At 57.1% G+C, this 26,099-nt stretch carries 24 protein-coding genes and 1 tRNA gene; 11 read left to right on the top strand and 14 right to left on the bottom strand.

Going from position 1 to position 26,099, the window contains the following annotated elements; genetic code table 11:
* Position 1: 1 nt before the first annotated feature.
* Entirely contained in the window at positions 2-1,693 is a 1,692-nt protein-coding gene (locus tag J7413_RS06200; protein ID WP_209097190.1) for an NAD(P)H-dependent oxidoreductase subunit E, read from the bottom strand.
* Between the two features lie 88 nt (positions 1,694-1,781).
* Positions 1,782-2,666, bottom strand: coding sequence for a LysR family transcriptional regulator (locus J7413_RS06195; RefSeq protein ID WP_209097189.1), 885 nt, complete (start codon positions 2,664-2,666; stop codon positions 1,782-1,784).
* Positions 2,667-3,075: 409 nt separating this feature from the next.
* Between J7413_RS06195 and petA the strand changes: the two genes are divergently transcribed.
* The 3 genes from petA to J7413_RS06180 are packed head-to-tail and all read left to right on the top strand — an operon-like array spanning position 3,076 to position 5,802.
* On the top strand, positions 3,076-3,636 hold the full coding sequence (petA, locus tag J7413_RS06190) for a ubiquinol-cytochrome c reductase iron-sulfur subunit (RefSeq protein ID WP_209097188.1): 561 nt from the start codon (positions 3,076-3,078) through the stop codon (positions 3,634-3,636).
* A 12-nt stretch (positions 3,637-3,648) separates the two neighbouring features.
* Entirely contained in the window at positions 3,649-4,995 is a 1,347-nt protein-coding gene (gene petB, locus J7413_RS06185) for a cytochrome b (RefSeq protein WP_209097187.1), read from the top strand.
* 15 nt (positions 4,996-5,010) lie between these two features.
* Positions 5,011-5,802, top strand: coding sequence for a cytochrome c1 (locus J7413_RS06180; RefSeq protein WP_209097186.1), 792 nt, complete (start codon positions 5,011-5,013; stop codon positions 5,800-5,802).
* Between the two features lie 117 nt (positions 5,803-5,919).
* Here the strand turns inward: J7413_RS06180 and J7413_RS06175 are convergent, their stop codons facing one another.
* Positions 5,920-6,267 (bottom strand): hypothetical protein, encoded by a 348-nt coding sequence (locus J7413_RS06175; protein ID WP_209097185.1) that lies wholly within the window; start codon positions 6,265-6,267, stop codon positions 5,920-5,922.
* Between the two features lie 138 nt (positions 6,268-6,405).
* Between J7413_RS06175 and J7413_RS06170 the strand changes: the two genes are divergently transcribed.
* A complete protein-coding gene (locus tag J7413_RS06170) occupies positions 6,406-7,194 on the top strand; it encodes a hypothetical protein (protein ID WP_209097184.1) in 789 nt (262 codons plus the stop codon).
* 81 nt (positions 7,195-7,275) lie between these two features.
* Here J7413_RS06170 and ykgO read toward each other — a convergent pair whose 3' ends face one another.
* A complete protein-coding gene (gene ykgO, locus J7413_RS06165) occupies positions 7,276-7,401 on the bottom strand; it encodes a type B 50S ribosomal protein L36 (protein WP_008562923.1) in 126 nt (41 codons plus the stop codon).
* Between the two features lie 77 nt (positions 7,402-7,478).
* A tRNA-Val gene (locus J7413_RS06160) sits at positions 7,479-7,553 on the bottom strand.
* 146 nt (positions 7,554-7,699) lie between these two features.
* Here J7413_RS06160 and J7413_RS06155 point away from each other — a divergent pair.
* The 4 genes from J7413_RS06155 (at position 7,700) to pncB (ending at position 12,947) form a co-directional block, all read left to right on the top strand.
* On the top strand, positions 7,700-8,563 hold the full coding sequence (locus J7413_RS06155; protein WP_209097183.1) for an N-formylglutamate amidohydrolase: 864 nt from the start codon (positions 7,700-7,702) through the stop codon (positions 8,561-8,563).
* 111 nt (positions 8,564-8,674) lie between these two features.
* Positions 8,675-9,271 carry a bifunctional nicotinamidase/pyrazinamidase gene (pncA, locus tag J7413_RS06150; RefSeq protein WP_209097182.1) on the top strand — a complete coding sequence of 199 codons (597 nt, stop codon included), beginning with the start codon at positions 8,675-8,677 and terminating at the stop codon, positions 9,269-9,271.
* Between the two features lie 68 nt (positions 9,272-9,339).
* Positions 9,340-11,577, top strand: coding sequence for a PAS domain-containing hybrid sensor histidine kinase/response regulator (locus J7413_RS06145; RefSeq protein WP_209097181.1), 2,238 nt, complete (start codon positions 9,340-9,342; stop codon positions 11,575-11,577).
* Between the two features lie 77 nt (positions 11,578-11,654).
* Positions 11,655-12,947 (top strand): nicotinate phosphoribosyltransferase, encoded by a 1,293-nt coding sequence (pncB, locus tag J7413_RS06140; protein ID WP_209097180.1) that lies wholly within the window; start codon positions 11,655-11,657, stop codon positions 12,945-12,947.
* A gap of 35 nt (positions 12,948-12,982) precedes the next feature.
* Here pncB and J7413_RS06135 read toward each other — a convergent pair whose 3' ends face one another.
* The 8 genes from J7413_RS06135 to J7413_RS06100 form a co-directional block, all read right to left on the bottom strand.
* Positions 12,983-13,942 carry a phosphotransferase gene (locus J7413_RS06135; protein ID WP_209097179.1) on the bottom strand — a complete coding sequence of 320 codons (960 nt, stop codon included), beginning with the start codon at positions 13,940-13,942 and terminating at the stop codon, positions 12,983-12,985.
* Positions 13,939-15,216, bottom strand: coding sequence for an aminotransferase class III-fold pyridoxal phosphate-dependent enzyme (locus tag J7413_RS06130; protein WP_209097178.1), 1,278 nt, complete (start codon positions 15,214-15,216; stop codon positions 13,939-13,941). Before J7413_RS06130 ends, J7413_RS06135 begins: the two co-directional genes overlap by 4 nt.
* Positions 15,217-15,315: 99 nt before the next feature.
* Positions 15,316-15,741 carry an alternative ribosome rescue aminoacyl-tRNA hydrolase ArfB gene (gene arfB / locus J7413_RS06125; RefSeq protein ID WP_209097177.1) on the bottom strand — a complete coding sequence of 142 codons (426 nt, stop codon included), beginning with the start codon at positions 15,739-15,741 and terminating at the stop codon, positions 15,316-15,318.
* A gap of 370 nt (positions 15,742-16,111) precedes the next feature.
* A complete protein-coding gene (locus J7413_RS06120; RefSeq protein WP_209097176.1) occupies positions 16,112-16,747 on the bottom strand; it encodes a queuosine precursor transporter in 636 nt (211 codons plus the stop codon).
* A gap of 96 nt (positions 16,748-16,843) precedes the next feature.
* On the bottom strand, positions 16,844-17,749 hold the full coding sequence (locus J7413_RS06115) for an esterase-like activity of phytase family protein (RefSeq protein WP_209097175.1): 906 nt from the start codon (positions 17,747-17,749) through the stop codon (positions 16,844-16,846).
* Entirely contained in the window at positions 17,722-18,537 is an 816-nt protein-coding gene (gene mepA / locus J7413_RS06110) for a penicillin-insensitive murein endopeptidase (protein WP_247743378.1), read from the bottom strand. The genes J7413_RS06115 and mepA overlap by 28 nt, the downstream gene beginning before the upstream one ends.
* An 86-nt stretch (positions 18,538-18,623) precedes the next feature.
* Positions 18,624-19,985, bottom strand: coding sequence for an MFS transporter (locus J7413_RS06105; RefSeq protein ID WP_209097173.1), 1,362 nt, complete (start codon positions 19,983-19,985; stop codon positions 18,624-18,626).
* Positions 19,986-20,041: 56 nt separating this feature from the next.
* Positions 20,042-20,578: an acyl-CoA thioesterase gene (locus J7413_RS06100; RefSeq protein WP_209097172.1), complete on the bottom strand. Its 537-nt coding sequence runs from the start codon at positions 20,576-20,578 to the stop codon at positions 20,042-20,044.
* Between the two features lie 125 nt (positions 20,579-20,703).
* Here J7413_RS06100 and J7413_RS06095 point away from each other — a divergent pair, with 125 nt between their 5' ends.
* The 3 genes from J7413_RS06095 (at position 20,704) to yaaA (ending at position 23,911) form a co-directional block, all read left to right on the top strand.
* Positions 20,704-20,985 (top strand): YggT family protein, encoded by a 282-nt coding sequence (locus tag J7413_RS06095; RefSeq protein WP_209097171.1) that lies wholly within the window; start codon positions 20,704-20,706, stop codon positions 20,983-20,985.
* Positions 20,986-21,065: 80 nt separating this feature from the next.
* On the top strand, positions 21,066-23,105 hold the full coding sequence (recQ, locus tag J7413_RS06090) for a DNA helicase RecQ (protein WP_209097170.1): 2,040 nt from the start codon (positions 21,066-21,068) through the stop codon (positions 23,103-23,105).
* Between the two features lie 29 nt (positions 23,106-23,134).
* Entirely contained in the window at positions 23,135-23,911 is a 777-nt protein-coding gene (yaaA, locus tag J7413_RS06085) for a peroxide stress protein YaaA (protein ID WP_209097169.1), read from the top strand.
* Positions 23,912-23,917: 6 nt separating this feature from the next.
* Here the strand turns inward: yaaA and J7413_RS06080 are convergent, their stop codons facing one another.
* Entirely contained in the window at positions 23,918-26,098 is a 2,181-nt protein-coding gene (locus J7413_RS06080) for a response regulator (RefSeq protein WP_209097168.1), read from the bottom strand.
* Between the last annotated feature and the right edge of the window lies 1 nt (position 26,099).

The raw sequence follows: 26,099 nt of genomic DNA, 5'->3' as shown, positions 1-26,099 counted from the left end.
CTCAGATCTCCTCCCCAAAGTGTTTCATCACAAGGCGGATCGGGTTGGGGGCCGCCTGCCCCAGACCACAGATGGAGGCATCGCCCATCACCTGACACAGATCTTCCAGAAGTGGCTGATCCCAGCTTTCCGCCTGCATCAGCTTCACCGCTTTTTCACAGCCGGTGCGGCAGGGGGTACATTGGCCACAGCTCTCATCCTCAAAGAATTTGAGCATGTTGAGCGCCGCATCTTTGGCGCTGTCCTGATCAGACAGCACAACCACAGCGGCAGACCCGATGAAGGTGCCATGGGGTTGCAGCGTGTCAAAGTCCAGCGGCACATCATTCAGCGTTGCAGGCAACAGACCGGAGGAGGGGCCGCCGGGCTGATAGGCTTTGAACACATGGCCCTCTGCCATGCCGCCTGCGGCTTCGATGATGTCATCAATGGTGGAGCCAGCCGGCAACAGGTAAACGCCGGGTTCCGCCACACGGCCGGAAACGGAGTAGTTGCGCAGACCCTTACGGCCGTTCTTTTCCACCGCATTCAGCACCTGAGGGCCAAAACGGGCAATCCGCGCCACCCAGTAAAGCGTCTCCACATTGTGCACGAGGGTTGGCTGGTTGAAGATGCCAACCTGCGCCACAAATGGCGGGCGGTGACGTGGCAGGCCACGCTTGCCTTCGATCGATTCGATCATCGCGCTTTCTTCGCCGCAGATGTACGCACCTGCGCCGCGGCGCACGTCGATGTACCCTTCGGCCACAATGCCTTCTGCCACCAGATGCGCGATCTCCTTCTTCAGGATCTTGATCACACCGGGGTTTTCGTCACGCATGTAGATAAAGCAGGTCGCCGCTTCCACAGCCCAGGCCGCAATCAGCATGCCCTCAAGGAACATATGCGGGTTGCGCTCCAGATGGTGACGGTCTTTGAAGGTGCCGGGCTCGCCCTCATCGCCGTTCACCGCCAGATAGCGGGGGCCGGGGTTGGCACGCACAAAGCCCCATTTGGTGCCAGAGGGGAAGCCCGCACCACCAAGACCACGCAGGCCAGCCTCTTTGATCTGCTCCTGCACTTCTTCCCAATTGCCGTTTTCACGCAGGGAGCGCAGGGTCTGATAGCCGCCATCAGCCTTATATTCCGCCAGGCCTTGGTAATCACCGATCTGCGGATCGGTTTCCCCGGCATGAATCGCGGCATTCACCTTTTCATGGGTGGCGTGCAGAATGTGGTTGTGGCCCACTTCGACGACAGGGGCTGTGTCACAGCGGCCCATGCAGGGCGCGCGCAGCACGCGGACCTCGGATGGGTCCATGCCAATTTCGAGCGCTTTGCGCAGCTGCTCGGCTCCGGCCAGTTCGCAAGACAGCGAATCACACACGCGAATCGTCAGTGCAGGGGGCGGGGTCTCATCTTCGGCCACCACATCGAAGTGCGCATAGAATGTCGCAACCTCATAAATCTCTGCCTGTCCCAGCCGCATCTCTTCGGCCAATGCGCGCAGATGCGCGGCTGACAAATGCCCATAACGATCTTGAATAAGATGAAGAAATTCAATCAGCAGATCGCGGCGGCGCGGGCTGTCGCCCAGCAATGCCTGCACCTCGTGCAGTGCCACATCATCGACCTGTCGCCCCTTTGGTGTGCGACGTGATTTCCCGGTGCCTTTTTTCTTCCAAACGCCTTTGGAGTCGTCCAGCGGTACCATAGTGCTCTCCCTACTAGATGGCTCAAGGTGGCATCACGAAGGGTGATAATCAATCAGGCATTTTTTATGTTTAGATAAGTTTTGCTTATCAATTTTCGAGCGCAAGAACGCGCCGCAGCGCTTCCACCGTCGACAGGCCAGGCAAGCGGTGTGGGGTCAATAAACTCACGTCTTTTTCCAACGGTGGCTCGCTCAGGGGCAGGGCTACAATGCCGGGCATTTTCCCCAGGCTGTTCAGCAATCCTTCGGGAACCACGGTTGCCGCAACACCGCTCGCGGCCATCAGCATCGAAGAGGTGAATTCCCCCGTCTCCGCCACCACCTTCGGCAGTGCGCCCACCTCCCGAAAAACCAAATCCAGAATGCGCCGGTTCTGCATGCTTGGCTCCAGCAGGCTGAGCGGCAATTCCGCCGCCTCAGCCCAGCTCGCCTCTCCGCTTTGACGCGGGGCCAAGGATTTTGGGGCAAGCAGCACATACCGCTCGTCATACAGCGCTTCCACCCGCATCATTTCCGGTGACACGCCCTCCCCGTAAGAAATTCCGGCATCAAAAACGCGTTTTTCCAAACCCTGCTGGATCGTCAGAGAGGAGGCCGTCTGCAAGCGCACAGTGATTCCCGGATGTTCAGCACGCAGACGCCCAACAGCCTCCGCCGCGAAACCAACCGCCGTGGGAATCACCCCGAGGGACAGCTGCCCGGTGACCTCACCGCTCGCAGACCGGAATTCTTCCTCCATCAGTTTCACGCCGTCCATGATCTTGCGCGCATGCCGCATCAGCGCGTCGCCTTCCGGAGTGAAGCCCTGAAATCGATTGCCGCGTTTCACAATCGCTGCGTTCAACCGCTCTTCGAGCTTGCGAATCCGCATGCTGAAGGCCGGCTGCGACACGCCGCAATCTTCTGCCGCGCGCGCAAAATGCCCATGCCGGGCCAGCGAGGTCAGAAATTCCAGATCTTTCAAGCTGATCAACGGATGGACCTCCTTTTGCCCGGCCACGGTCGAAAGTTACGGTCGGGCGCTTTTGCTTCTCTAGCCAATTTGAACGCAACGAGCCAGTGTCACGCGATTCTGTGCGCATTTGGGCAGGCCATTGGAAACGCACCGAATCTGCTGCTGTGGCCTCTCGACGCGGTTTGAGCGGCCTCTTGAGCTTTGCAAAAACGCACATAAATACACGTGTCACCCCTGCCGCCGCGCGGTCGGAGCCTGCGCAGCCCGGCAAGAAGCGCGACACAGGGACGCGTCCCCCACCTTTGGTCATTTGTTTTCTGGACGCAAAGCGTCGCCTTGACTAAAAATTGATCGCAATCAGCTGCGGGAATCCGCGGCCGTATAGCTATTCAGGCCGCCCAGTGCGGTCGCTAAATGGAGAATACTCGTGTCCCACGCAGAAGATCACGAAGGCACCCGGAGAGATTTCCTCTACTATGCCACAGCAGGGGCGGGTGCGGTAACCGCTGGTGCCGCCGTCTGGCCGCTCGTGAACCAGATGAATCCTTCCGCCGATGTGCGCGCGCTCTCCTCGATCCGCGTCGACACCGCCGGGATCGAGCCGGGCACACAGCTCACGGTCAAGTGGCTTGGTAAGCCGGTTTTCATCCGTCGCCGCACGCAGGCCGAAATCGACGATGCGCGCGCTGTGACCATGGAAGATCTTTCGATCGACGCCACCAGCCAAAACGCTAACAAACCAGGCACCGACGCTGCGGATGAAAACCGCGCGATGGATGACAGCGGTGAATGGCTTGTGATGATGGGGGTTTGTACCCACCTTGGCTGCGTGCCTCTTGGAGATGGCGCCGGTGACTTTGGCGGATGGTTTTGCCCCTGTCACGGCTCCCACTACGACACCTCCGGTCGGATCCGCAAAGGTCCGGCTCCCGAAAACCTCCATGTTCCCGTTGCCCGTTTCGAGGGCAGTGAACTGGTTCTAGGCTAAGGAGACGCACGCATGTCTGGTATTCCTCACGACCATTACGAGGCCAAATCTAAGGGCACAAAATGGGTCGAAAGCCGCCTGCCGGTGATTGGCCTGCTCTATGACACCATCATGATCCCAACCCCCAAAAACCTGAACTGGTGGTGGATCTGGGGCATTGTGCTGGCGTTCTGTCTCGCTCTGCAAATCGTAACCGGCATTGTGCTGGTGATGCACTACACCCCGCACGTCGATATGGCCTTTGCCTCCATCGAACACATCATGCGCGATGTGAACGGGGGCCATATGCTGCGCTACCTGCACATGAACGGCGCGTCGCTGTTCTTCTTTGCGGTCTATATCCACATCTTCCGTGGCCTCTACTACGGCTCCTACAAAGCCCCGCGTGAAATCACGTGGATTGTCGGCATGGTCATCTACATCCTGATGATGGCAACCGGCTTCATGGGCTACGTTCTGCCTTGGGGTCAGATGTCCTTCTGGGGCGCAACCGTGATCACCGGCCTGTTTGGCGCGATCCCATTTGTCGGGGAAAGCCTGCAGACCTTCCTGCTCGGCGGCCCTGCGGTGGACAACGCCACGCTGAACCGCTTCTTCTCGCTGCACTACCTGCTGCCGTTTGTGATTGCCGCACTGGTGATCGTCCACATCTGGGCGTTCCACACCACTGGCAACAACAACCCAACCGGTGTGGATGTGCGTCGCGGCTCCAAAGAAGAAGCCGAGAAAGACACGCTGCCGTTCTGGCCCTACTTCGTGATCAAAGATCTCGTGGGTCTGGCAATTGTGGTCACCATCTTCTTCGCGGTTGTTGGCTTCATGCCAAACTACCTCGGCCACCCGGACAACTACATCGAAGCCAACCCGCTGGCGACACCTGCACACATCGTGCCTGAGTGGTACTTCCTGCCGTTCTACGCGATCCTGCGCGCCTTCACTGCCGACGTTTGGGTTGTGATGTTCGCAAGCTGGATCACTGGTGGCATCATCGACGCGAAATTCTTCGGGGTTCTGGCGATGTTTGCTGCGATCATCGTGATGGCGCTGGTGCCTTGGCTCGATACCTCCCGCGTGCGCTCTGGCCGCTACCGTCCAATGTTCAAATGGTGGTATGCGATCCTGGTTGTCGACTTCGTGGTGCTGATGTGGCTGGGTGCCATGCCTGCAGAAGAGCCTTATGCAACCTTCTCGCTGATCGCTTCGGCCTATTGGTTTGCATACTTCCTCGTGATCCTGCCGCTGCTGGGCATCATCGAAACGCCGACCACACCGCCGGCCACCATCGAGGATGACTTCAACGCGCATTACAAACCAAAGCCCGCCGACGAAGCTGACGCCAGCTTCCAGCCTGCCGAATAAGAAGGACACAGGATAATGCTTAAGAAACTTAGCATGGCTGCACTGGCTGCCTTGTCCCTCTCGGCAGGTGGCGCACTGGCCGCAGGGGACGCAGGTCACATTCACGATGTGGACTTCTCCTTCGAAGGCCCCTTTGGCAAGTTTGACCAGAACCAGCTGCAACGCGGCCTTCAGGTCTACACCGAAGTCTGCTCTGCCTGTCACGGCATGCGCTATGTGCCTCTGCGCACATTGGCGGATGAAGGCGGCCCACACCTGCCCGAAGATCAGGTGCGTGCTTATGCGGCGCAGTTTGACATCTATGATGCAGAACTGGACGAGGATCGCCCGCGCAAACCCACCGACCACTTCCCAGAAAGTGGTCTGGAAAGCGCGCCGGACCTCAGCCTGATGGCCAAAGCCCGTGCAGGCTTCTCCGGCCCTTATGGCACCGGCATCAACCAGCTTGTCAAAGGCATGGGTGGCCCGGAATACATCGCCTCCATCCTGACCGGTTACACCGGCGAGGAGAAAGAGGAAGCGGGCACCACCTTCTATGAAAACACCGCATTCCCGGGCGGCTGGATCGCCATGGCGCCACCGCTTTACGGTGAGGATGTGGAATATGCCGACGGCCACTCCACCTCCCTGCACCACGAAGCCGAAGACGTCTCTGCCTTCCTGATGTGGGCGGCGGAACCCAAGATGATGGCACGCAAACAGGCGGGTCTGACTGGGGTTCTGTTCTTGGTGGTTCTGAGCACATTGCTCTACCTGACCAACAAAAAGCTCTGGGCGCCGATCAAAGGCAAAAAGCTGGATCTCTGATCCCAGTCTAATCACACCATCAAAAACGCCGTCAACGCAGGTTGGCGGCGTTTTTTGTTGGGGGAAGCGTGTCAGAGTAACTGTCGAAGAGCATCGACGTTGCGCATTTGAAAAGCTTCAGCGCTCTTCAGCGTAAGCCTGTTCAAGAAATTGAAGTTTATGGGCCTTGAACAGGCTCATAAAAGTGTCCGACACCGCAAATTCGGCGCGTATATAACGCATACGCCACAGGTGTTTCCCCGTCACTACCGCGCGATTAAGCACCATCCCTTTGGTATAAATGTGCGGGCGGATATACGAAATGCTGCCATCGGCACGTCGCAACACCCTCATCAAATCGCTCTGCTCCAGACCGAGTTCAATCGCTCCCAGAGGAGCGTCGCCATCAAACGCGACATTCACATACCAAGGTGGGTTTACTGTGCCGGAAACGATGTCAGCCAAGTCTTTGATCCACGCGCTCATAGCGGTCTTCCGCCCGCCGTCACTCAATCATCGCGAACGCGCATCGTCAACGCACGTTGATGGCGTTTTTCGTTTCTTATTTCCCTTTTAAGGAATGTGCTTATGCTGAAGGGAGGTTTTGTATTGGGAATCGATTGGATGCGTTATCTGAAGTTTTTGGGTTTGGGGTTTGTGATTCTTGGTCAGCAGGCGGTGGCAAACCCACTGGTGCTGACAGACAGCGACAGTTGGCGATATCACGGATCGCTCGCGCTTTTTGCTGCGACGAGCACCACTGGCACCGTCACGGTTGATGGCAGTGCAGCGGATGTCGATCTCGATCTGGGCGATGCGCTCGATTATCTGGACCTAACCGCCACTGGCCGGTTTGAGGCTTGGCGGGGCAATTTTGGTCTGATTGCGGAAGGTCATTATATCGGCCTCAGTGAAAGCGCGACAGCAACCGAAGGAGGCTTCGCAGGCAATTCCGTGGAGGTCGAATCAACGCAGGCCTGGCTCAGCCTCATGGCGGGCTATCGTCTTGCCCTTGGAAGCTTCGCCAACGGCCGCCCCTACGCTTTTGATGTGCAAGGCGGGGCCCGCTACAACCGTCTGACCCAAAGCATTGTTGGCTCTGGCGGCGCGCTCGATGCAGGGGGCACCGAACGGTGGTGGGAACCGGTTGTGGCCACCCGTTTCACCTGGGGGCTTGCCGACGGCTGGGATGGCGCTTTTGTGGTGGATGCCAGCGGCTTTGGTGCAAATGGCAACGACCTCGCCTGGAGTGCGACCCTCGGCGTGGCGCGCCGCTTTAATGACAGATCCTCTCTGGTCTTTGGCTGGCGCCACTATGATATCGACTTCCAAACCAGCCGCGCAGGCGGCCCGTTTGGCGCAGATCTGTCTTCGTCCGGCCCGTTTATCGGCTATGCGCACACCTTCAATTGAGCTCTATGCACTGTGTTACCAAACACAAAAAAGCCGCCCAAAAAGGCGGCTTCTTCAATTCTGTGATGCAAGTCTTGCGACTTAGCCCTGACGTGCTTTGAAGCGACGCTGGGTCTTGTTGATCACGTAAACGCGGCCCTTGCGGCGCACAACGCGGCAATCGCGGTGCCGGTTCTTGAGCGAGCGGAGCGAGTTCTTGACCTTCATGGGCCTTCTCCTCATTTCGCGGCGCTGCATTGCGCCTGGGGTTACGGGACCTCTCATAACGAGAGGCGATGAATTCATGGTGGGCGATACTGGGATCGAACCAGTGACCCCTTCGATGTCAACGAAGTGCTCTACCGCTGAGCTAATCGCCCTTTACCGACGTATAAGTCCGAGCCCCTAATGAAAGGGGCGCGGAAATCCGCGCCGGTTGCGGTTCTATAAAAGGAGTCGCGAGGGGGATCAAGGGCTTTTGGCACAGTAATTTTTGCGTCTATAATTTAGGGGAACAGGAGAGACGATGCAAAAGCAGGCTTATCACATTTTTGCCCCCAAAAACCGCCGCACTTCGGTGGTTTTTGCGTCTCCGCACAGCGGAAATGACTATCCGGATTGGTTTGTGCAGCGCTCGTTGCTCAACGCGCATACGATTCGATCCTCGGAAGATGCCTTTGTAGATAAGCTGTTTGCCGATGCGCCGGGCTTTGGCGCGCCGCTTCTGGTCGCCACGGCCCCGCGCGCCTTGCTGGATCTCAACCGCGCCGCCGAAGAGTTGGATCCGGCCCTCATTCAGGGCGTGCGCAAAGTGGGTCACAATCCGCGCGTGGCCTCTGGCCTTGGGGTGATTCCCCGAGTCGTTGCCAATGGGCGGGCGATTTATCACGGAAAAATGAGTCGCGCAGAGGCCGATCACCGAGTCGATCACTACTGGCGGCCCTACCACACAGCCCTGACGAATCTCTTGAAGACCGCACATGCCAAATTTGGCGAAGCGATTCTCATTGATTGTCACTCCATGCCACATGAAGCGGTCGCTAGCGTCTCGCGCCGGGGCGGCAGTCGGCCGGAGATCGTGCTGGGGGATCGCTTCGGGGCCGCCGCGGATGTGGACCTCGTCGATCAGATCGAAGCCGCCTTTGCGCGCGCCGGTTTTCGCGTGTCGCGCAACACCCCGTTTGCCGGTGCGTATGTGACGCAGCAATACGGCCGCCCCCATCGCCGCCAGCATGCCATCCAGATAGAGATCGACCGCTCTCTCTATATGGATGAGGTCGAGATCACGCCAAATGCGGATTTTGAAACCTTCCGCAACCGCCTGCGCGGCGTGATTTCAGAGATCACAGAGCTGGGTGCCGATACCCAGAAAGATGTGGCCGCCGAATAACGCGCCAGCGCTGCGCCTGTCGCATCGCTTCGGCAGCACCAAACAGACGTCATCATTGACCTTGCGCACAGGCTTCTTCACCTTGCTGTCAAAAGCAATGAGGAGAGCACCATGTCCGAAGCATTGATCGTCATCGATGTGCAGAATGATTTTTGCCCAGGTGGCGCATTGGCGGTGCCTGAGGGCGATCAGATTGTGCCGGGCATCAATGCGCGTATGCAGGATTTTGGCACCATTGTGCTGACCCAGGATTGGCACCCATCGGGGCATTCCTCCTTTGCAAGCAGCCACGCAGGCAAGGCGCCTTATGATATGGTGGATATGCCCTACGGGCCGCAGGTGCTCTGGCCGGACCACTGCGTTCAGGGCAGCGATGGCGCAGCCTTTCACAAGGGTCTGGATACCGATCGTGCCGATCTCATCATCCGAAAGGGCATGAACCCCGCCATCGACAGCTATTCTGCCTTCTTTGAAAATGATCAAACCACCCCCACCGGGCTCGAAGGCTATCTGCGCACCCGGGGCGTCACCGCGCTGACACTGGTTGGCTTGGCCACTGATTTCTGCGTCAGTTTCTCCGCGCAGGATGCGGCACGTCTTGGGTTTGAAGTTTCTGTGCAAGACAGCCTCTGCCGCGCCATTGATCTGGACGGATCTCTTGCCGCCGCATGGCAAGCGATGCAGTCCGCGGGTGTTGCTAAAATTTAATATTAACAATTTGGAATTTGTTAACCCTTTAGAGGCATTAACAGTGTATTACTTTTGGGGATCTGCGCATGTCAGCAGGCATACGAGAACTAAGACAAGCGCTTGCCAACTTTGATCGCAGCAACACGCGGTCCGGTCGGCTGGCGCGATACGCGCGGGGGCGTCGCCGTCATTTCGTCAACCGTCAGCTGATCGTCGCAATTGGCGCTGTCATGCTGATGATGGCATCGTCCATTGAGGTCGGTTTGCTGGCTTTCTCTGCCGCGCTGATTGGCGAGGTCGTGGATTTGATGCTGCTCCGCCGGGTCAGTGCGCGGCTCAAGGCGGGTACCTCCCCCGATACCATCTTCTTTCAAACCAGCCTGTCTGCGCTGTTTCAGGCCTGCGGCCTCTCTGTTTTTGTCTCAGTGATGTGGTTTAACATCCCCGGCGAAGCGGGGCTTCTTGTTTGTATCAGCTACTTTATCGCCGGTGCGATTAACGCCATCATGTCACTGGCGTTCCATCGCACCGCCTCACTGATCCGGCTGTCGGTCTTTGCGCTCGCGTTGTCCCTGCTTTACTTGGCGAATTTCTATCTGGGCAGTCACGATGGCACGCAGCTGCTGTTTGATATGGCGGCCACAGGGATGGTGGTCTATGCGATGCTGCCATTTGTGGGATATGTCACCAAGGGCCGCTTTCGCGATCTCAAACAAAAGCGTCGACAGATTGAACAGGCGCTGGCGCTGGCCAAGGCAAACGCCTCACTGCTTGCCCAGCAGCGCGAAACCCGTCGTCTTGCCTCCATTCCAGAAAATGCCGCCGAAGGCGTGCTCATGCTGGACAAAGAAGTCCGCATTCTTTGGGCGAACCCGGCCTTCACCAAACGCACCGGTTACACATTGGATGAGGTGCTCGGCAAACGTCCCGGCGAATTTCTTTATGGCCCAGAGTCTGACGACACAGTGCAAAAGAAACTTTCAGATACGGTCTTAACTGGTGAAAGCGCACAGACCGTCAATCTGAACTACACCAAATCCGGCAAACCTTTTTGGGTCGAAAGCAATGCCGCGCCTGTCTTTGATGAGGACGGCCAATTGGAAGTGTATGTCTCAATCGAGCGCGACATCACAGAGCAGAAAAATTACGAAACGGACATGGCAGAGGCCAAGCGTGCTGCGGAGATTGGTGAAAAGGCAAAGACCATTTTCTTGGCCAATATGAGCCACGAAATCCGAACACCCATGAATGGGATCATTGGCATGGCGGATCTGCTCGCAGATTCCGACTTGGGGCCAGAAGATGCGCTCTACGTGCAAACCATCCGGCATTCCTCTGAGGCGCTGCTGACGATCATCAATGACATTCTGGATTATTCAAAGCTGCAAGATGGCAGTGTCACAATCAATCCCACCCGCTTTGAGTTGCCGACCTTCATACAGGAAATCAGCACCCTGCTTGGTCCACAGGCCGGTGCCAAGGATCTGGCACTGAATGTGAACATTCAGGAGGGGCTGCCACAGTATCTGCTGGGGGATCATGGCCGCCTGCGTCAGATCCTGCTGAACGTGATCGGCAACGCGATTAAGTTCACTGAATTTGGCAGCGTCGATGTTGATGTCGCATGCCGCGAGGGCGGCGGTGGCCTTACCATACAGGTACGTGACACAGGCATGGGGATCTCATCTGACAGGCTGTCGCATATTTTTGAGCAATTTGAACAAGCGGACGCTGAGACCACCCGCCAATTTGGCGGAACCGGGCTTGGCCTGGCGATTTCGCGTCAGTTGGCGCGGATGATGGGCGGCGACGTTACCGCGACCAGCACGCTGGGGCTCGGATCCTGTTTCACAATTGATGTGAACATCTTGAAGGCGCGCCCCCCCGAGCAAGGCAAAACCTGCGCTCAGAATCTTCCCGATGAAACTGTGTTCAAAGGGGTCACCTTGTTGCTGGCAGAGGACAATCGCACCAACCAGCTGCTGATCAAAAAGATGCTGAAGTCGCTGCCGATCCGGCTGGTGATTGCTGAGGATGGGTCGGAAGCGGTGGCAAAAACCATCTGTGAAGAGCCCGACGTTGTGCTGATGGACATGTCTATGCCGGTGATGGATGGTCTGGACGCCACGCGCGAAATTCGCCGACTCAGCATCCCGCAGCCAAAAATCATCGCCATCACCGCAAACGCCTATCGCAGCGACAAAGAAGCCTGCATGCAGGCCGGAATGGACAGCTTCCTGAGCAAGCCTCTGCGCCGTGCAGAACTGCTTGAGACCCTCGCCAGCGTGCTGGAAACACGCGATGCGGAACCTTTAGAGGTCTAAGCCCGCCTTATGGGCTTGGAGCCGGGTCTTATTGTCGGTATCAAAAGCAAAATCTGTGAATTTGGGGGCCAGTCAAGATGGTCGATATCGCAACCCGTGTCTGGAACCACAAATGGAAGATTGATCCAATTGTGCGCTCTCTCATCGACAACGACTTTTATAAGTTGTTGATGTGTCAGTCGATCTTTCGAAACCGCCCCGATGCCCATGTCACATTCAGCCTGATCAACCGCTCCTCCAAAGTGCGGCTGGCTGATCTGATCGACGAAGGCGAGCTGCGCGAACAGCTCGATCACATCAAGTCGCTGTCGCTCTCACGCGGGGAAAGCACCTTCCTGCGCGGCAACACTTTCTATGGCAAACGCCAGATGTTCCGCCCCGATTTCATGGAATGGTTTGAGAACATGCGCTTGCCAGACTACCATCTGGAGAAGCGCGACGGCCAATATGAGCTGACCTTTGAAGGCAAATGGCATGAGGTCATGCTCTGGGAAATTCCCGCGCTGGCCGTACTGATGGAGCTGCGCGGCCGCGCCGTGCTGCATGACATGCGCAAGTTTGAGCTGCAGGTGCTCTATGCCCGCGCCATGACCAAGCTCTGGGAAAAAATCGATCACCTGCGCACCCTGCCGGATCTGCGCATTGCCGATTTTGGCACCCGCCGCCGCCATTCCTACCTGTGGCAGGATTGGTGTGTGCAGGCCATGGTCGAGGGGCTTGGCGACAAATTTGTCGGCACCTCCAACTGCCTGATCGCCATGAAACGCGATCTGGAGGCGATTGGCACCAACGCCCATGAAATGCCCATGGTGATCTCTGCTCTCGCGGACACCGATCAGGAACTCGCCCGCGCGCCCTATAAGGTGCTCGAAGACTGGCATGTGGAACATGACGGCAATCTGCGCATCATCCTGCCAGACACTTATGGCACCGAAGGCTTCCTGAAACGCGCGCCGGATTGGCTTGCAGGCTGGACCGGCATTCGCATCGACAGCGGCGACCCCGCCACAGGTGCGGAAACCGCGATCCGCTGGTGGAAAGAGCGCGGCGAAGACCCCACCAAGAAACTCATCATCTTCTCCGATGGTCTGGACACCGACAAAATCGCCGAGCTGCATACCCAGTTTGCCGGCCGCGCGCGCGTGTCCTTTGGCTGGGGCACTTTGCTCACCAATGATTTCCGAGGTCTCACCCCCGATGATGGCCTCGCGCCGTTCTCTCTGGTCTGCAAGGCGATCAAGGCGGATGGCCGCCCGACGGTCAAACTCTCTGACAACCCCAACAAGGCGATGGGGCCGCAGGACGAAATCGACCGTTACAAACGTGTGTTCAGCGTCGGCGCACAGGACAAAATGGACGTGATCGTCTGAGCGCGCCGACTCTGGTCTGTGGATGATCTATACGATCAGCCCAGCCACCGCCGCGCCATTTCCAGCGCCCGTTCGGCATAGTCGCGCACCGCTGGGTCCTCATCTGCATAGCGCCCTATGGTCCAGCCACAGCTCGCGAGCCCGCGCATCAAAGTGAACGCCTCAAGCAGCGCAGCCGCGTTATCCGGCAGCGGACGCACAGAGGCATAGCCACGCAACAGGGCCGCCCCCAGCGCATCCTGATTGGGCTGATCATAGTTCTGCGACATGGCCACGCCCAGCTCATACATGCGGAAGCCAAAGACGCCGTCGTCAAAATCAATCAGCCGCACCTGATCGCCCTGCACCAGCACGTTTTCCCGCAGCGCATCCGCGTGGATCAGGCCAAAGTCACCACCCGTCTCTGCATGGGCGGCAATCACATCGCGCAATTTGTCGCGGGTGGTTTGCAGCAGCGCGGATTCCTCTGCGGTCAGGCTGGGGTTTTCCCAAAACCGGCCCCAGGCGGGATCATCGCCCAGCAGCGCCTCCAGATCGAGCGTGACCCGTTCAAAGGCGTCAGGCCGCGTCATCGCATCGCTCGCCACATGCAGGCGGGCCAGCTCTGCGCCAAGCGCTTCATGCAGCGCGTCTTGCTTTGGCGCATCCATCGCCAGCGGCACACCGCCTTCGCCGAGCGGTTCGCCCTCAAGCCAGGTCACCAACGAGGCCACCCGCGCGCCACCCGTGGCGAGCACATCCCCAGCGAGGGTGCGGATCGGCTGTGGCACGGTCATCCCCGCCGCCACCAACGCCTCTGACCACCAGAGTTCAGAACGGATCGCATCATCGCTCTGATAGCCGGGCCGATGCAGGCGCAGCGCCGCGCGTTGCCCATCGGGGCCGACCGCCTCCAACACGATGTTTTCACGGTTCTTGATCAGTCGGGGTGCTGCGGACACGCCCCATGCTGTCAGTGCGTCCTGCGCGGCGCTCATGGCTTGTGCTTCGTTCATGCCATTGCTCCCAGTGCTGCGTTGAGTGCTGCGTCCATCACATCGACCAATTGATCCGCGTTTGCCTTGTCAAACACACAGGGCGGGCGGATTTTCAGTGTGTTGTCAAACCGTCCTTCGGTGTGCAGCAGAACCCCGCGATGGCGCATCGCCTCGACCACCGCATCGCACAACTCGGTCGCAGGTTTGCCATCACGCCACAGCTCTACGCCCAGAAACAGGCCAGAGCCGCGCACATCCGCAATCACATCATAGCGCGCCTGCAAGGCGCCAAGCAGATCCAGCGTATAGTCGCCCACCGTCTTGGCATTGGCCACCAGCTGTTCATCCTCAACCACATTCAGCACCGCCATCGCCGCCGCCGCACTCACCGGGTTTCCGCCGAAGGTGTTGAAATATTTGAACCCTTCCTGAAAACAGGTCAGGATTTCGGGCCGCGTGATCACTGCCGCCACCGGGTGTCCGTTGCCCATCGGCTTGCCCAGCGTCACGATGTCAGGCGCAAAATTCAGTTTCTGATGCCCCCACCAATGGCTGCCAATCCGGCCAAAGCCCGGCTGCACCTCATCGGCAATGATCAGGCCACCCGCCGCTCGAACCAGCGCAATCGCCTCATCCAGAAACCCCTCTTCCAGCGTCGGGAAGCCTTCATTGGCAAAATAGGGGCACACGATCAGCGCCGAAACGCCGTGGCCGTTTTCTTCCAATGTGGCAATCGCCTGTTTCACGCCTGCGGCAAAAGCCGCTGCCTGACCTTCGCGTGTGCCGCCGGGTGGCATCATATTGTCTGGCGCCGGCGCACGCTGCACATGCTCCTGAAAACCGCCAATCGGCACCTTGGAGCTGTTCAGCTGGCTCACCGCAGAGGTGTTGCCATGATAGGTGTTGTCGGTGGTGATCACCCCGGTCTTACCGGTCATCGCCTGCGCCATGCGCAGCGCCACATCATTGGCTTCAGAGCCGGAACAGACCATCACCATGCTGCTGAGATCATGGTCAAATTTCGCAGTCAGCGCTTCGCCGTATTCCAGAATGCCGTCATGCACATAGCGCGTATGTGTGTTCAGCACCGCCGCCTGTTTCGCAATCGCTTCCACCACTTTGGGGTGGCAATGGCCCACATGCGGCACGTTGTTGTAGCAGTCCAGATATTGCGCGCCATCGGTGTCCCACAGCCAAACACCTTCGCCGCGCGCCACATGCACAGGCTCTTTGTAGAAGGTGGTCATATGTGGCCCCAAAAGCCGGGCACGGCGTTCAATGCTGCTGGTCATGTCAGTCTCCCCAATTTGGGCGCGACCCTAGGTTGATCGTCCGGGCATGCCAAGCGGGGTTTTGTGGTAATTTCGTAACGGCACGACGCTTGGCTGGGTTCAGCTGTCCTCGCCGCGGATTTTGCCGCGCATGGATTTCACCTCGCCGCGTTCCTTTTTGGCCTTCAGCCGCCGCTGCTGACTGCCATATGTGGGTTTGGTTTTGATCCGGCGCTTGGGTGCCACCAGCGCTTTGCGGATCAACTCGGCCAGACGCTCGCGCGCGATATCGCGGTTGCGGGATTGGCTGCGGGTTTCATCACATTGCAGGATCAGCGCGCCGTCTTTTGTCCAGCGACGTCCCGCCAGCCGTTTCAGCCGTGCCTTGATCGGCGCGGTCAGATTCGGCGAGCGCGCCGCCTCAAATCGCAGTTCAACAGCGGTGGAGACCTTGTTCACATTCTGCCCGCCGGGGCCACTGGCACGGACGAACTGTTCGGTCAGCTCCCAGTCCTCAATCGTGATGTCATCGCTGATTCTCAGCATGGCGCTCCCCGCGTTGCGCGGCCGGTGGGTTAACAGATGTGCTTTTCTATGCGCCCAAAAATTCCACCTACGCAATACAGTCGCAATACCGACGCAATACCGATGTGGGGTTTTTGCCGATAAAAGCGGTTAACACGCCAGCAAAAAGGGCTGCTTCCCGCGTTGGAAACAGCCCTTCGAGATGATTGGAGGTGCGCCGGTTAGGTCAACACCAATTCGGATCTTATGTCAGCCAAGGGCTGCCTCAGCTGCACTCCTTCCAAACTGTTCCGACTCCGTTCTCCATAGCTTCTCTAGACAATGGGCACCTCCTTTCAGATTGTTTCGCGTATCTTCAGCCTGCCACAGGTTGGAGATATGTCAAACAAAATCATGTGGTGCGTGCTGTCAAAGACCCCACGATGATGCGGAATGGCACAAGAGCGAGCAAAGCAAGCGATAGTTTGACCATCCAATCAGCAAATCCAAGACTGACCCACAGAGGGGCCACTGGACCCGCGCCCAGAAGCGGCAGCATTTCACCGGCCCAGCTCACGTCGTTGCCAGGTTCGATGAAGGAGAGTGCGCCACTAAAGGCAATGGTGAAGAAAATCGCGGTATCCAGCGAAGAGCCGATCAGCGTGGACGCCAGCGGCGCCCGCCACCAAGCCCCGTTGCGCAGGCGATCAAAGATAGCAACATCAAGCAGTTGCGCGGTCAGGAACGCCAAACCAGAGCCAATCGCAATCCGCAGCGTCACAGCCGGATAGGTGAACCCGTCGCCTTCCAGCATGATCTTTGTACCAATGAAGGAGCAGATCACACCAACGATGAAGCCGACCAGAACCACACGGCGCGCAGCGGAAACGCCGTACACCCGGTTCATCACATCGGTCACGAGGAAAGCGAGAGGATAGGTAAATGCACCCCATGTCAGCCATTGGCCATAAAGGAACTGCACAAGGATGTTAGAGGCCACCACGATGGCAGCCATGGCAAGAATGCCAGGAAGATAGGTCTTGTTCATAAGCTTTAGCCCGTTTTGACAAGGTAGCGGCGACTTGGCCCCACGCGCATCGCGGGACGTCAGGCGTGTATAAGTCAGAAGAGGGCAAATCAAGTTTTATTGAGGAATGACATATTCCACAATTTCTGTGCGCTGGATCAGTCTGAAGTTGTCATCCGAGATCATGGTAAGACGAATGCGCCCCTCACTGTCGCGCCAGACCGAAATGCCTTCGAGATTGTCATGGCCACCTATGCCATTGCGAAACAGGAGTTTTTCATCGTTTGCCTCGGTGCCATCGATACGGAAACTGCGGGCACGCGTGCGGAAACCGATCCCGTTGAAGCCACGTTCGAGAACATAGAATCTGCCATCCGGTCCAAAATCGGCACCCACGGGTTGAAACTTTGTATCCCGGTTCAAAGTAAAGGCAGGGTGCCAGTGAGACCCCAGCAGCGTGTAGACCTGAATGCGATTCGTGTCCTCGACAGCGGCTTCTGGCATTGCAAACAGTCTCCCATCGCTGCTGACAGCGAGCGCTTCAAAGCCTGAGTTCGCTGCCATGGTCTTAAACCACGCATCTCGAGGAAGTGGGGCAGGCAGCGCATCTGGGGATGCCCTGCGTTCCAGTCGATGGTTTCCTTCATAGGAAACGACCAATTGCCCGCTCGGAAGCTGCGCCAACCCTTCGCTATCGCGACGAGTCGGTTGCGCGGGAAAGGCCCCCTCTGGATTCAGAAGTTTGAATTGCGTGACATTGACCAAACCAACAATGTCGCCACGCGCACGTGAAATATCGGCAGTTACAATGTGGCCTCTGTCAGAAATGGTCACCAGCCGCGTCCCATCGTCAGACACTTCAAGGCCGGAAAACCCGCCGAACCAGCCCTCATGAATTTGCCAGCGATAGGTCGACAGGTGGTCCGCCTCACCAGTCTTTGGGTTGCCCGCTTCCGCCCAAAGTGCAAATCCAGCAGAAAGCGTGAGGCAGGCAACTATTGAGATTGCAAGACGGCGATACATTGGCGAGGCAGATCTGTCATTTGAAGGTCACGGCGTGGTTTCGGCTTGGGCGCATTGGGATCTGGCGGTGGCGGCGGTGGTGGGAAGAGAATGTCCTGCACCCATTTTCGGGCATCATCGCAGCCGTCACCTGCTGGCGGGGGATCTTGATTGATGCATCCTTGTGTCCCCGCTGGGCAATTCAGGCGCACATGGAAGTGATAGTGATGCCCCCACCACGGTCTGATCTTCCTGAGCCAAGCGCGATCGCCTTTTTCGTCCTCGCACATTTGCACCTTTGCGCCGGGAAACACAAAAATCCGGGCCACGCGAGGGTCCTTCGCAGCAGCCTTCAGGATCTCGTGGTGCTGTCGCGTCCAGCTGCTGTTGACATAAGCCCCATTGCTGCGCCGCATGGATGTTGAGGAAATACTTTCGCGTTCACTGGCACTTAGATTGAGCCGATCCGCCGGCCGCATCCAGATATCCACGTCAAGACCAAGCTGGTGGCTGCGGTGACCTGACAACATCGGCCCGCCGCGGGGCTGGCTGATGTCTCCAATATAGAGGCCGTTCCACCCCGGCTGTTGGGCAGCTTTGGCGGAGAGTTCCTGAATGTAGGAGATGGTTTCAGGATGGCCCCAGTTGCGGTTTCGTGAAAGCCGCATTGCTTGCCAGGTTGGGCCCGTTTCAGAAAGTTCAGCACCGCCTGCAAGGCACCCTTTTGCATAGCTGCCAAAGGGTGCACTGCTCTGATTTGAACCATCAGGCTTTGCGCCAAACAGTTGTTTGGCGGCAATCCCTTGCATTGTCGCGGGCACTTCTTGCTGCGTCGAAACCGCAAGCGTGGGCTTTGTATCCGTATCGCTCTGACAGGCTATCAGGCCAAACAGTGTTAGGAGGATGAGGAGGCGTGGCCCCATTTTGCATGATCTCCTTCTGGGTCAACCCAGCGTAGCAGGATCAGGCCTAACAAGAAAAGAGCGATGAGCGGCGTAACGCCAATCTGTTGGCTGCCTGATACCGTGGTCATGATACCGATCAAAAATGGGGCGATGAAAGACGTGGCTTTGCCCGCCAGGGCATAGAGACCAAAAGATTCTGCAGTGCGTTCCGGAATGGCTTGGCGCACCATCATTGTGCGGCTTGCGGACTGAATCACACCGCCCGCCGCGCCAATCACGATGCCCAGCACATAGAAGGCATAGTCTGGCAGTTTGGACTGAGGCTCCACAGCGATGCCCAAAACGCTCTCTCTCGACACAAAGATGGTCGCGATTGCGACTCCACAGAGCATCAGGATACAGGTTTTGATCACCGGCTTTGGGCCAAATTGCGTGTCAGCCTTCCCGCCAAGCCACGCAAAAATAGCGCCGGAAATGATTGCCAGAATGCCGAAGATGCCAACATCCACAACCGACCAGTTCAGCACGCCCGCCGCATAGATGCCCCCGAAAGTATACATGCCATTGAGGGCGTCGCGATAAAACATCGAGCTGCCAAGATAGGCAAAGAGAGACGGCGTTTTGGGCAGGTTGCGGACCGTTCCCCAAACATTGGTAAGTGCTTTGCCAACGGCGCCTTTTCTTGGTTTGGTCGGCCGCGGATCGCGAACCCAAAGCACAAAGGGTATCATAAAGACGGCGTACCAAATTGCCGTAAGAGGACCGACAAAGCGGGTGCCTTCACGTTGCTCTGCATCCAGACCAAACATCGGGTCCAGACCAATCAGCGTTTTGCCACTCTTTGCGTCTTCGGCAAACAAGGTGAGCATGATCACAAGCGCGATCAGACCACCCACATAGCCAAAGGCCCAACCATTTCCTGAAATCCGTCCGATTTCTTCCTTGCTGCCAAGATCCGGCAACATCGAGTTGGTAAAAATTGTGGCGAACTCCATGCCGATCATGCCGATCGCAAAGAGCGTTAATGTCCATGTCAGGTTGAAATTGTCTGGCGCCGCCCACCATAGCCCAAAAGACCCAACCACATACATCACCGAGAACAGCCAGATCCAGCGCAAGCGATTGCCGGAGGTGTCTGACATGGCACCCAAAACAGGGGCCAGAACGGCAATGATCACACCTGCGGCGGCAATGCCAAAACCCCATGCCGCCTGTGCTTTCGCGCCATCGCCGATCAAGTCTTTGACATAGGGCGCAAAAATAAAAGTGATCAGGAGCGTGTTATATGGCTGGCTCGCCCAATCAAAAAAGAACCAACCCCAGATGCGCTTGCGCGTCGTTGTTTTTTCCATCCGCATCCCCTTCGGATTTTGACGTCAATTAGACAGGGATACTCAACCAGAGCAAGCTATTCCTGCATTGGGGGCCATGGTCTGGTGGTCTCCGCCTCAATCCAGGCGAGGATCCATTCTGGCGCAGGAGGCGGGGTTTCTGCGCTGCCAAGCGCTTCCATCACGCGCGCCGGTGATACGATGCCATTTCGATCTGTCACGGCCGCACGATATAGCGCGTGGTTTGCGCACTCTCCATTTTGTTTCCACATCGATTGTTCGATGTAGACAAAGCGCTCATCCCAGAAAGCGGTGCGGCTGCGCATCTCGATTTTCTCAAATGTGCGAATGCGGCGGCGGTAGCGCACAGACGCACCTGCCATGGTGAGGCTCCATTTGTTTTGGCGGAGCACTGGCACGAGCCCGATGCGGCTGGCCAAAGGGATCCGCCCCAGATCAAACAGTGTCAGGGTGCGGCCATTGTTGAGTTCCATCCAGAGATCAATATCTGAGGGCCAGCAACGGTGAGAGGACACATGGGTGCCAGTCAGCGGCAGAGGCGCAGCGTTGCGGTATTTGATCAGCTCTTTGACCATGCGCATGATTGGATACATCGGTCTCTCCTTTGGCGCTCTTGAACGGCGCTTTAAACGCTTCGTCAACCGACTTCCTCGCGTCAGTCTTGTGCTTTTTGCCCGTCGCGCTTAACTGTGAGCCAATCAAAGCAAAGGAGCCTCTCATGATGGCAATTTACGGTCCGCTGAAGCTGATCTTGGACATCGCCTTCTTCTTTATGCTGGCGCATATCATCATGAGCTGGTTGATCAATTTTCAGGTGCTCAACTTGCGTCAGCCGATTGTGGCGCAAATCTGGACCGGTCTGAACCGTTTGCTGGAGCCAATCTATGAACCTGTCCGCCGGATCTTGCCGGACACGCGGCCTCTGGATCTGGCGCCTTTGGTGGTCTTTGTGATCATCATTTCTTTGCGTGACTACATCCTGCCTGCGATCCTGTTCTAAATCGTTGTTCGGGCTTGAGCCCGCTTGGACACTATGGGACAACTGCCCAGAGCAGATTGCCCAGATAAATAAGGTGAACAATGCGGGCCGCCAGCACCGTTCTCAGTGATGTTTTTGGCTTTGACGCCTTCCGCCCTGGGCAGGAAGAGATCGTCAATGCGGTGGCTACGGGCGAGAATGTCCTGGCCATCATGCCCACGGGTGGCGGTAAATCTCTCTGTTTTCAACTCCCGGCCTTGCTGCGGGATGGTGTCACGGTTGTGATATCCCCGCTGATTGCTCTGATGCGGGATCAAGTGCGCGCGCTGCGGGAAAGCGGTGTTGAGGCCGGCGCGTTGACGTCGGGCAATACTGATGAGGAGACAGCCCAAGTTTGGGATGCAATTGAAGCCGGGCGGCTCAAACTTCTTTATATCGCGCCTGAGAGATTGGCCTCCGGTGCCGCGTTGGGCATGTTGCGCAAGATTGGCGTGAGCCTGATTGCCGTGGATGAGGCTCATTGTGTCAGCCAATGGGGGCATGACTTTCGCCCAGATTATCTACGCATCGGAGAATTGCAGCGCGCGCTGAGTGTTCCAATTGCCGCATTCACCGCCACCGCAGATGCGGAAACGCGCGACGAAATTGTTGAACGCCTGTTTGACGGGCGCACGCCGCAGGTGTTCCTGCACGGTTTTGACCGCCCCAATTTACACCTCGCGTTCGCTGCGAAAGACAACCCACGCCGCCAGATCCTGCAGTTCGCGGCAGCCCGCAAAGGGCAGTCCGGCATTGTCTATTGCGGGACCCGCGCGAAAACCGAAAGCCTTGCCAAAGCGCTGCGCGAAGACGGTCATCAGGCTCTGTTTTATCACGGAGGCATGGACCCGCAGGAACGGCGTGAAACAGAGGCGACGTTTCAGCGTGAAGATGGGTTGATCGTTGTGGCGACTGTGGCCTTTGGCATGGGGGTAGATAAGCCCGATATCCGTTGGGTGGCTCATGCGGATCTGCCAAAATCTATTGAAGCCTATTATCAGGAAATTGGCCGGGCAGGGCGCGATGGTGCACCAGCAGAGACCTTTACGTTGTTTGGCCCCGATGACATTCGTCTGCGCCGTTCCCAGATTGATGAGGGACTCGCCCCGCCGGAGCGCCGCGCCGCAGATCATGCGCGGCTCAACGCGTTGTTGGGGCTGGCCGAAGCGCTGAAGTGCCGCCGGGAACAGTTGCTAAAGTACTTCGGCGAAGATGAGGTCACCTGCGGCAAATGTGACCTCTGCGATACGCCGCCCGAAGTTTTTGACGGCACCGAAGCTGTGCGCAAAGCGCTTTCGGCGATCTTGAGGACAGGCGAGTGGTTTGGCACCGGCCACTTGATCGACATCTTGCTCGGCAACGAAACTGACAAAGTGCGCGAACGTGGTCACGATGCGCTGCCCACCTTCGGCGTAGGTGGCGAATTTGACAAGCGCCAGTGGCAAGCGGTGTTCCGGCAGATGATGGGGCACGATCTGGTGCGTCCAAATCCCGAACGCCATGGCGCCCTGACGATGACAGAGCGCGCGCGTCCGGTATTGCGTGATGAAGAACGCGTTGAGCTGCGTCGCGATACCATTCGTGTCACCTCGCGTCGCCCCGCCGCAAAGACACTTGTGAGCGAAGAAAACACCCCGTTGATGTCTGCCCTCAAAGCCAAAAGACGCGCCTTAGCAGAAGCAGCCAAAGTGCCTGCATATGTTATTTTCCCTGACCGCACATTGGCTGAAATGGCAGAAACACGGCCTGCAGATCTTGATGAGATGGCAAGGGTGAGTGGGGTCGGAGCCAAGAAACTTGCCAATTATGGTGATGCGTTCTTGGAGGTGATCAACGGCGAGGCAGAGCAATTGCACCCCAGTCGCCGTAAAATTGCGGGACGGCAGGATGCTGACCTCTATGACCAATTGTTGGAGGCGCAGTCGCAACTGATGCGGGGCCCTACCGGAATTGACAAACCAATGAGCTGTTCAGCGTCACTCTTGGCGAAAATCGCGAGCCAAAAGCCGCGCACCTCTCAGGACATGGAGCGATTGCTGGGGGATCGGCGAGCAGATCGATTTGGTGCAGCTTTTCTGGACGTTCTGCATAGAGCGGATTAGAAGAGTTCTAAACCAGATGGAGCTGCCGAATGCTTGTTGTGATTTCTCCGGCCAAACGCCTGAATTGGGACGCTGTTGACGGCCCTATGACCGCGCCAGACTTTCAGGAAGACGCTGTACGCCTTGCGAGAACAGCGCGGAACCTGACTTTGGGTGAGCTGCGCAAGCTGATGGACTTGAGCGAAGATCTGGCGCGTCTGAATCGCGACCGATTTAAAGCGTTTGAGGCAGAGCCCGATGCAGACATGACGCGCCCTGCGGTTCATGCTTTTGCTGGTGACACCTATGTGGGATTGGATGCGGCCAGTCTTGAACCAGAGGAAATGACCTGGGCTCAGGAACATCTGCGCATTTTGTCAGGCTTATATGGTGTGCTGCGGCCGCTGGATGCGATTCAGCCATATCGGCTGGAGATGGGCAGCCGTCTGAAGACCCGCCGCGGAGCATCGCTTTACGAGTATTGGCGGACTGCTCCGGCAAAGGCCCTGCATGCACAGGCTGAAGCTTTGAATACTGACACGCTCGTCAACTGTGCCAGCCAAGAATACTTTGGAGCGGTGGACCTTAAGGCGTTGAAAATGCGCGTGATCACCCCGGTCTTTATGGAAGAGCGAGATGGCAAAGCCAAAATCGTGTCTTTCTTTGCCAAGAAAGCACGTGGTTCAATGGCGCGCTTTATGATCCACAATCGCATTCAGGATCCCGAAGGGCTTAAGAGCTTTGACTACGGCGGTTATCGTTTTCAGAACGACATGTCAGAAGGGGACCGTTGGGTGTTTCTCAGGGACTACCCGGAAGCCAAGTGAAGGGCGTCAGCTGGCGATTGCCTCTGAATTGTCTTTGAACGGATCAATCGTTTCTTCTGGGTGCATTTCTGAGATCACTTTGAAAATCTCAGACTTGCGCAGGGGTTTTGTCAGGTAGCGATCCAACCCGTTGCTGAGCACATGCTCTTCGTCGCCTTCATTGGCCAAGGCTGTGAGCGCAACAATCGGGGTCCGTCGGTTGTTGTTTGCCTCCAGCGCCCGGATCTTCTTTGTGGCCTCGGTGCCATCCATACGTGGCATGGAAATGTCCATAAAGATAAGGTCCGGAGAGTAAGAAACGTACCGCTCCACCGCCTCGACACCGTCATGCGCAAACATCAATTCGATGTCGAGTGGTTTGAGCAATTTCTCCAACACCAAGCGGTTGGTTTTGTTGTCCTCTGCTGACAGAATGCGCATGCGTCGCCGGGCGCTTGAATTGCCTGGAGTGCTGTTGTTGGGGCTGGCCAAAGCCGCCTTTGCAATGCCGAGATTCAGCTCCGCGCGGGAACCGGGTTTGGGCAGCAGGCTTTTGATAAGCCCGAGGTCATCAACATCCGCGAAACTGTTGGGATCAGAGGTCAACGCAACAATGGGCGTCGCCAAATTCTGCTCAAGCATGTCACGGTTCAACTGCCGTGCATCAATGTCGCCGGCCGCATGATCTGCCAAAATCAGATCCACATGAGGTGCAAGCAACATTGCCTGCGACTGATCTGTGCAAATCGTTACCGTTGCGCCCATTTGCTCAAGCTGCTTTCTGAGCAGATCGCTGTTCACTTCGGTATCAGAGGCAACGAGCACATGCTGAATGTTGTCAGGCAGTGGGATTGGAAGATGATCGCAGTCTTCTTCGATCGGTAGCGTCAGTCGGAACCCAAAAGACGTACCCATGCCCAATGCGGATTCGACCCAAATTTCGCCGGACATCAGGTTGACCAACTGTTTTGTCAGTGCAAGACCAAGCCCAGTGCCTTCGAATTCACGGTTTTGGCTTGTATCGACCTGATTGAACTCTCCGAAAATGTGTTCCAGCTGTTCGTCGGCAATGCCAATGCCTGTATCCTCAACTGTGATATGCAACACAGCGTTAGACCCATCGTTTGTGATAACGCCAACAACCCGCACCAAGACATGACCGGTGTGTGTAAATTTCACCCCGTTTCCAACAAGATGCGTGAGAATTTGACGGAAGCGTCCAATGTCGCCAACAAATTGAGTTGGCAGGAACAGGTCGTAGTCGACCAGCAATTCGAGCCCACGTTCGCGGGCAGACACCTGATGCAGCGTCATCACCTCATGGATGCAACGCTCCAGATCGAAGGTCTCATTGCGCAGCCCGACATTTTCGGTGCCCAGTTTTGAATAGTCCAAGACATCGTTGATGATGTTCAGCAGTGCCTCGCCCGAGTTCTTGATGGTTGATGCAAACAAACGCTGTTCTTCAGTCAGCGTTGTGTCCATCAACAGGCTGGCCATCCCGACAACACCGTTCATTGGTGTCCGTAGTTCATGGCTCATGTTGGCCAAAAACGCAGATTTGGCCTGGCTCGCCGCTTCGGCCTCATGCTGCGCACGCTGCAACTCCGCTTCGTTGCGAACCGACTCTGTGATGTTCATGGCCAAGCTGGCCCGGTCATTCCCGAGATCGCGTTGATCGATGAGCTTCAGAAACTCTTCATTCCAAAGCTGAACGATCACAGGTTCTGGCTCTTCTGCGTGCCAGCGCTGCTCCATCATCGTGCACCAGTCTTCCGGAGAGGTGTCTTCGAGAATAAACAGCCCTTCATGTGCCGCAAATTCCATGATCTCTTGATAAGACACGCCCGGTTTTATGTGGTCGGCACCCTCAAAGATTGCCAGATAGCTGGGATTGGCGGCGATCATTTTGCCGCTGTCGTCAAAGAAGGCAAAGCCATCTCGGATTGTGGAAAGGGAATGCCAAAGACGTCTTTCTGCCTTGTCTGCGCGTTCCTGAGCTGTTTCCAGATCAGAGCGAAACTTGTTGTTTTCTTTGGTAACAGTTTCAACTGTCGCACGGGCTTCCACAATTTCGTTTGAGAGTTGCGCAGCATGTTTGCCCAACTTGCGGTTGGCTGCATAAAGCTCACGCTTTTTCAACTCTAACAAGCGTTCTGCCGCCAAACGGGCACGCCGTTCGTCAGCAAGTTTTTGCGCCAGCGACATA

Origin of the sequence: Shimia sp. R10_1 (assembly GCF_017744095.1) — a bacterium.
Taxonomy (GTDB): domain Bacteria; phylum Pseudomonadota; class Alphaproteobacteria; order Rhodobacterales; family Rhodobacteraceae; genus Shimia.
This window is presented reverse-complemented; position numbering and strand designations above follow the sequence as displayed.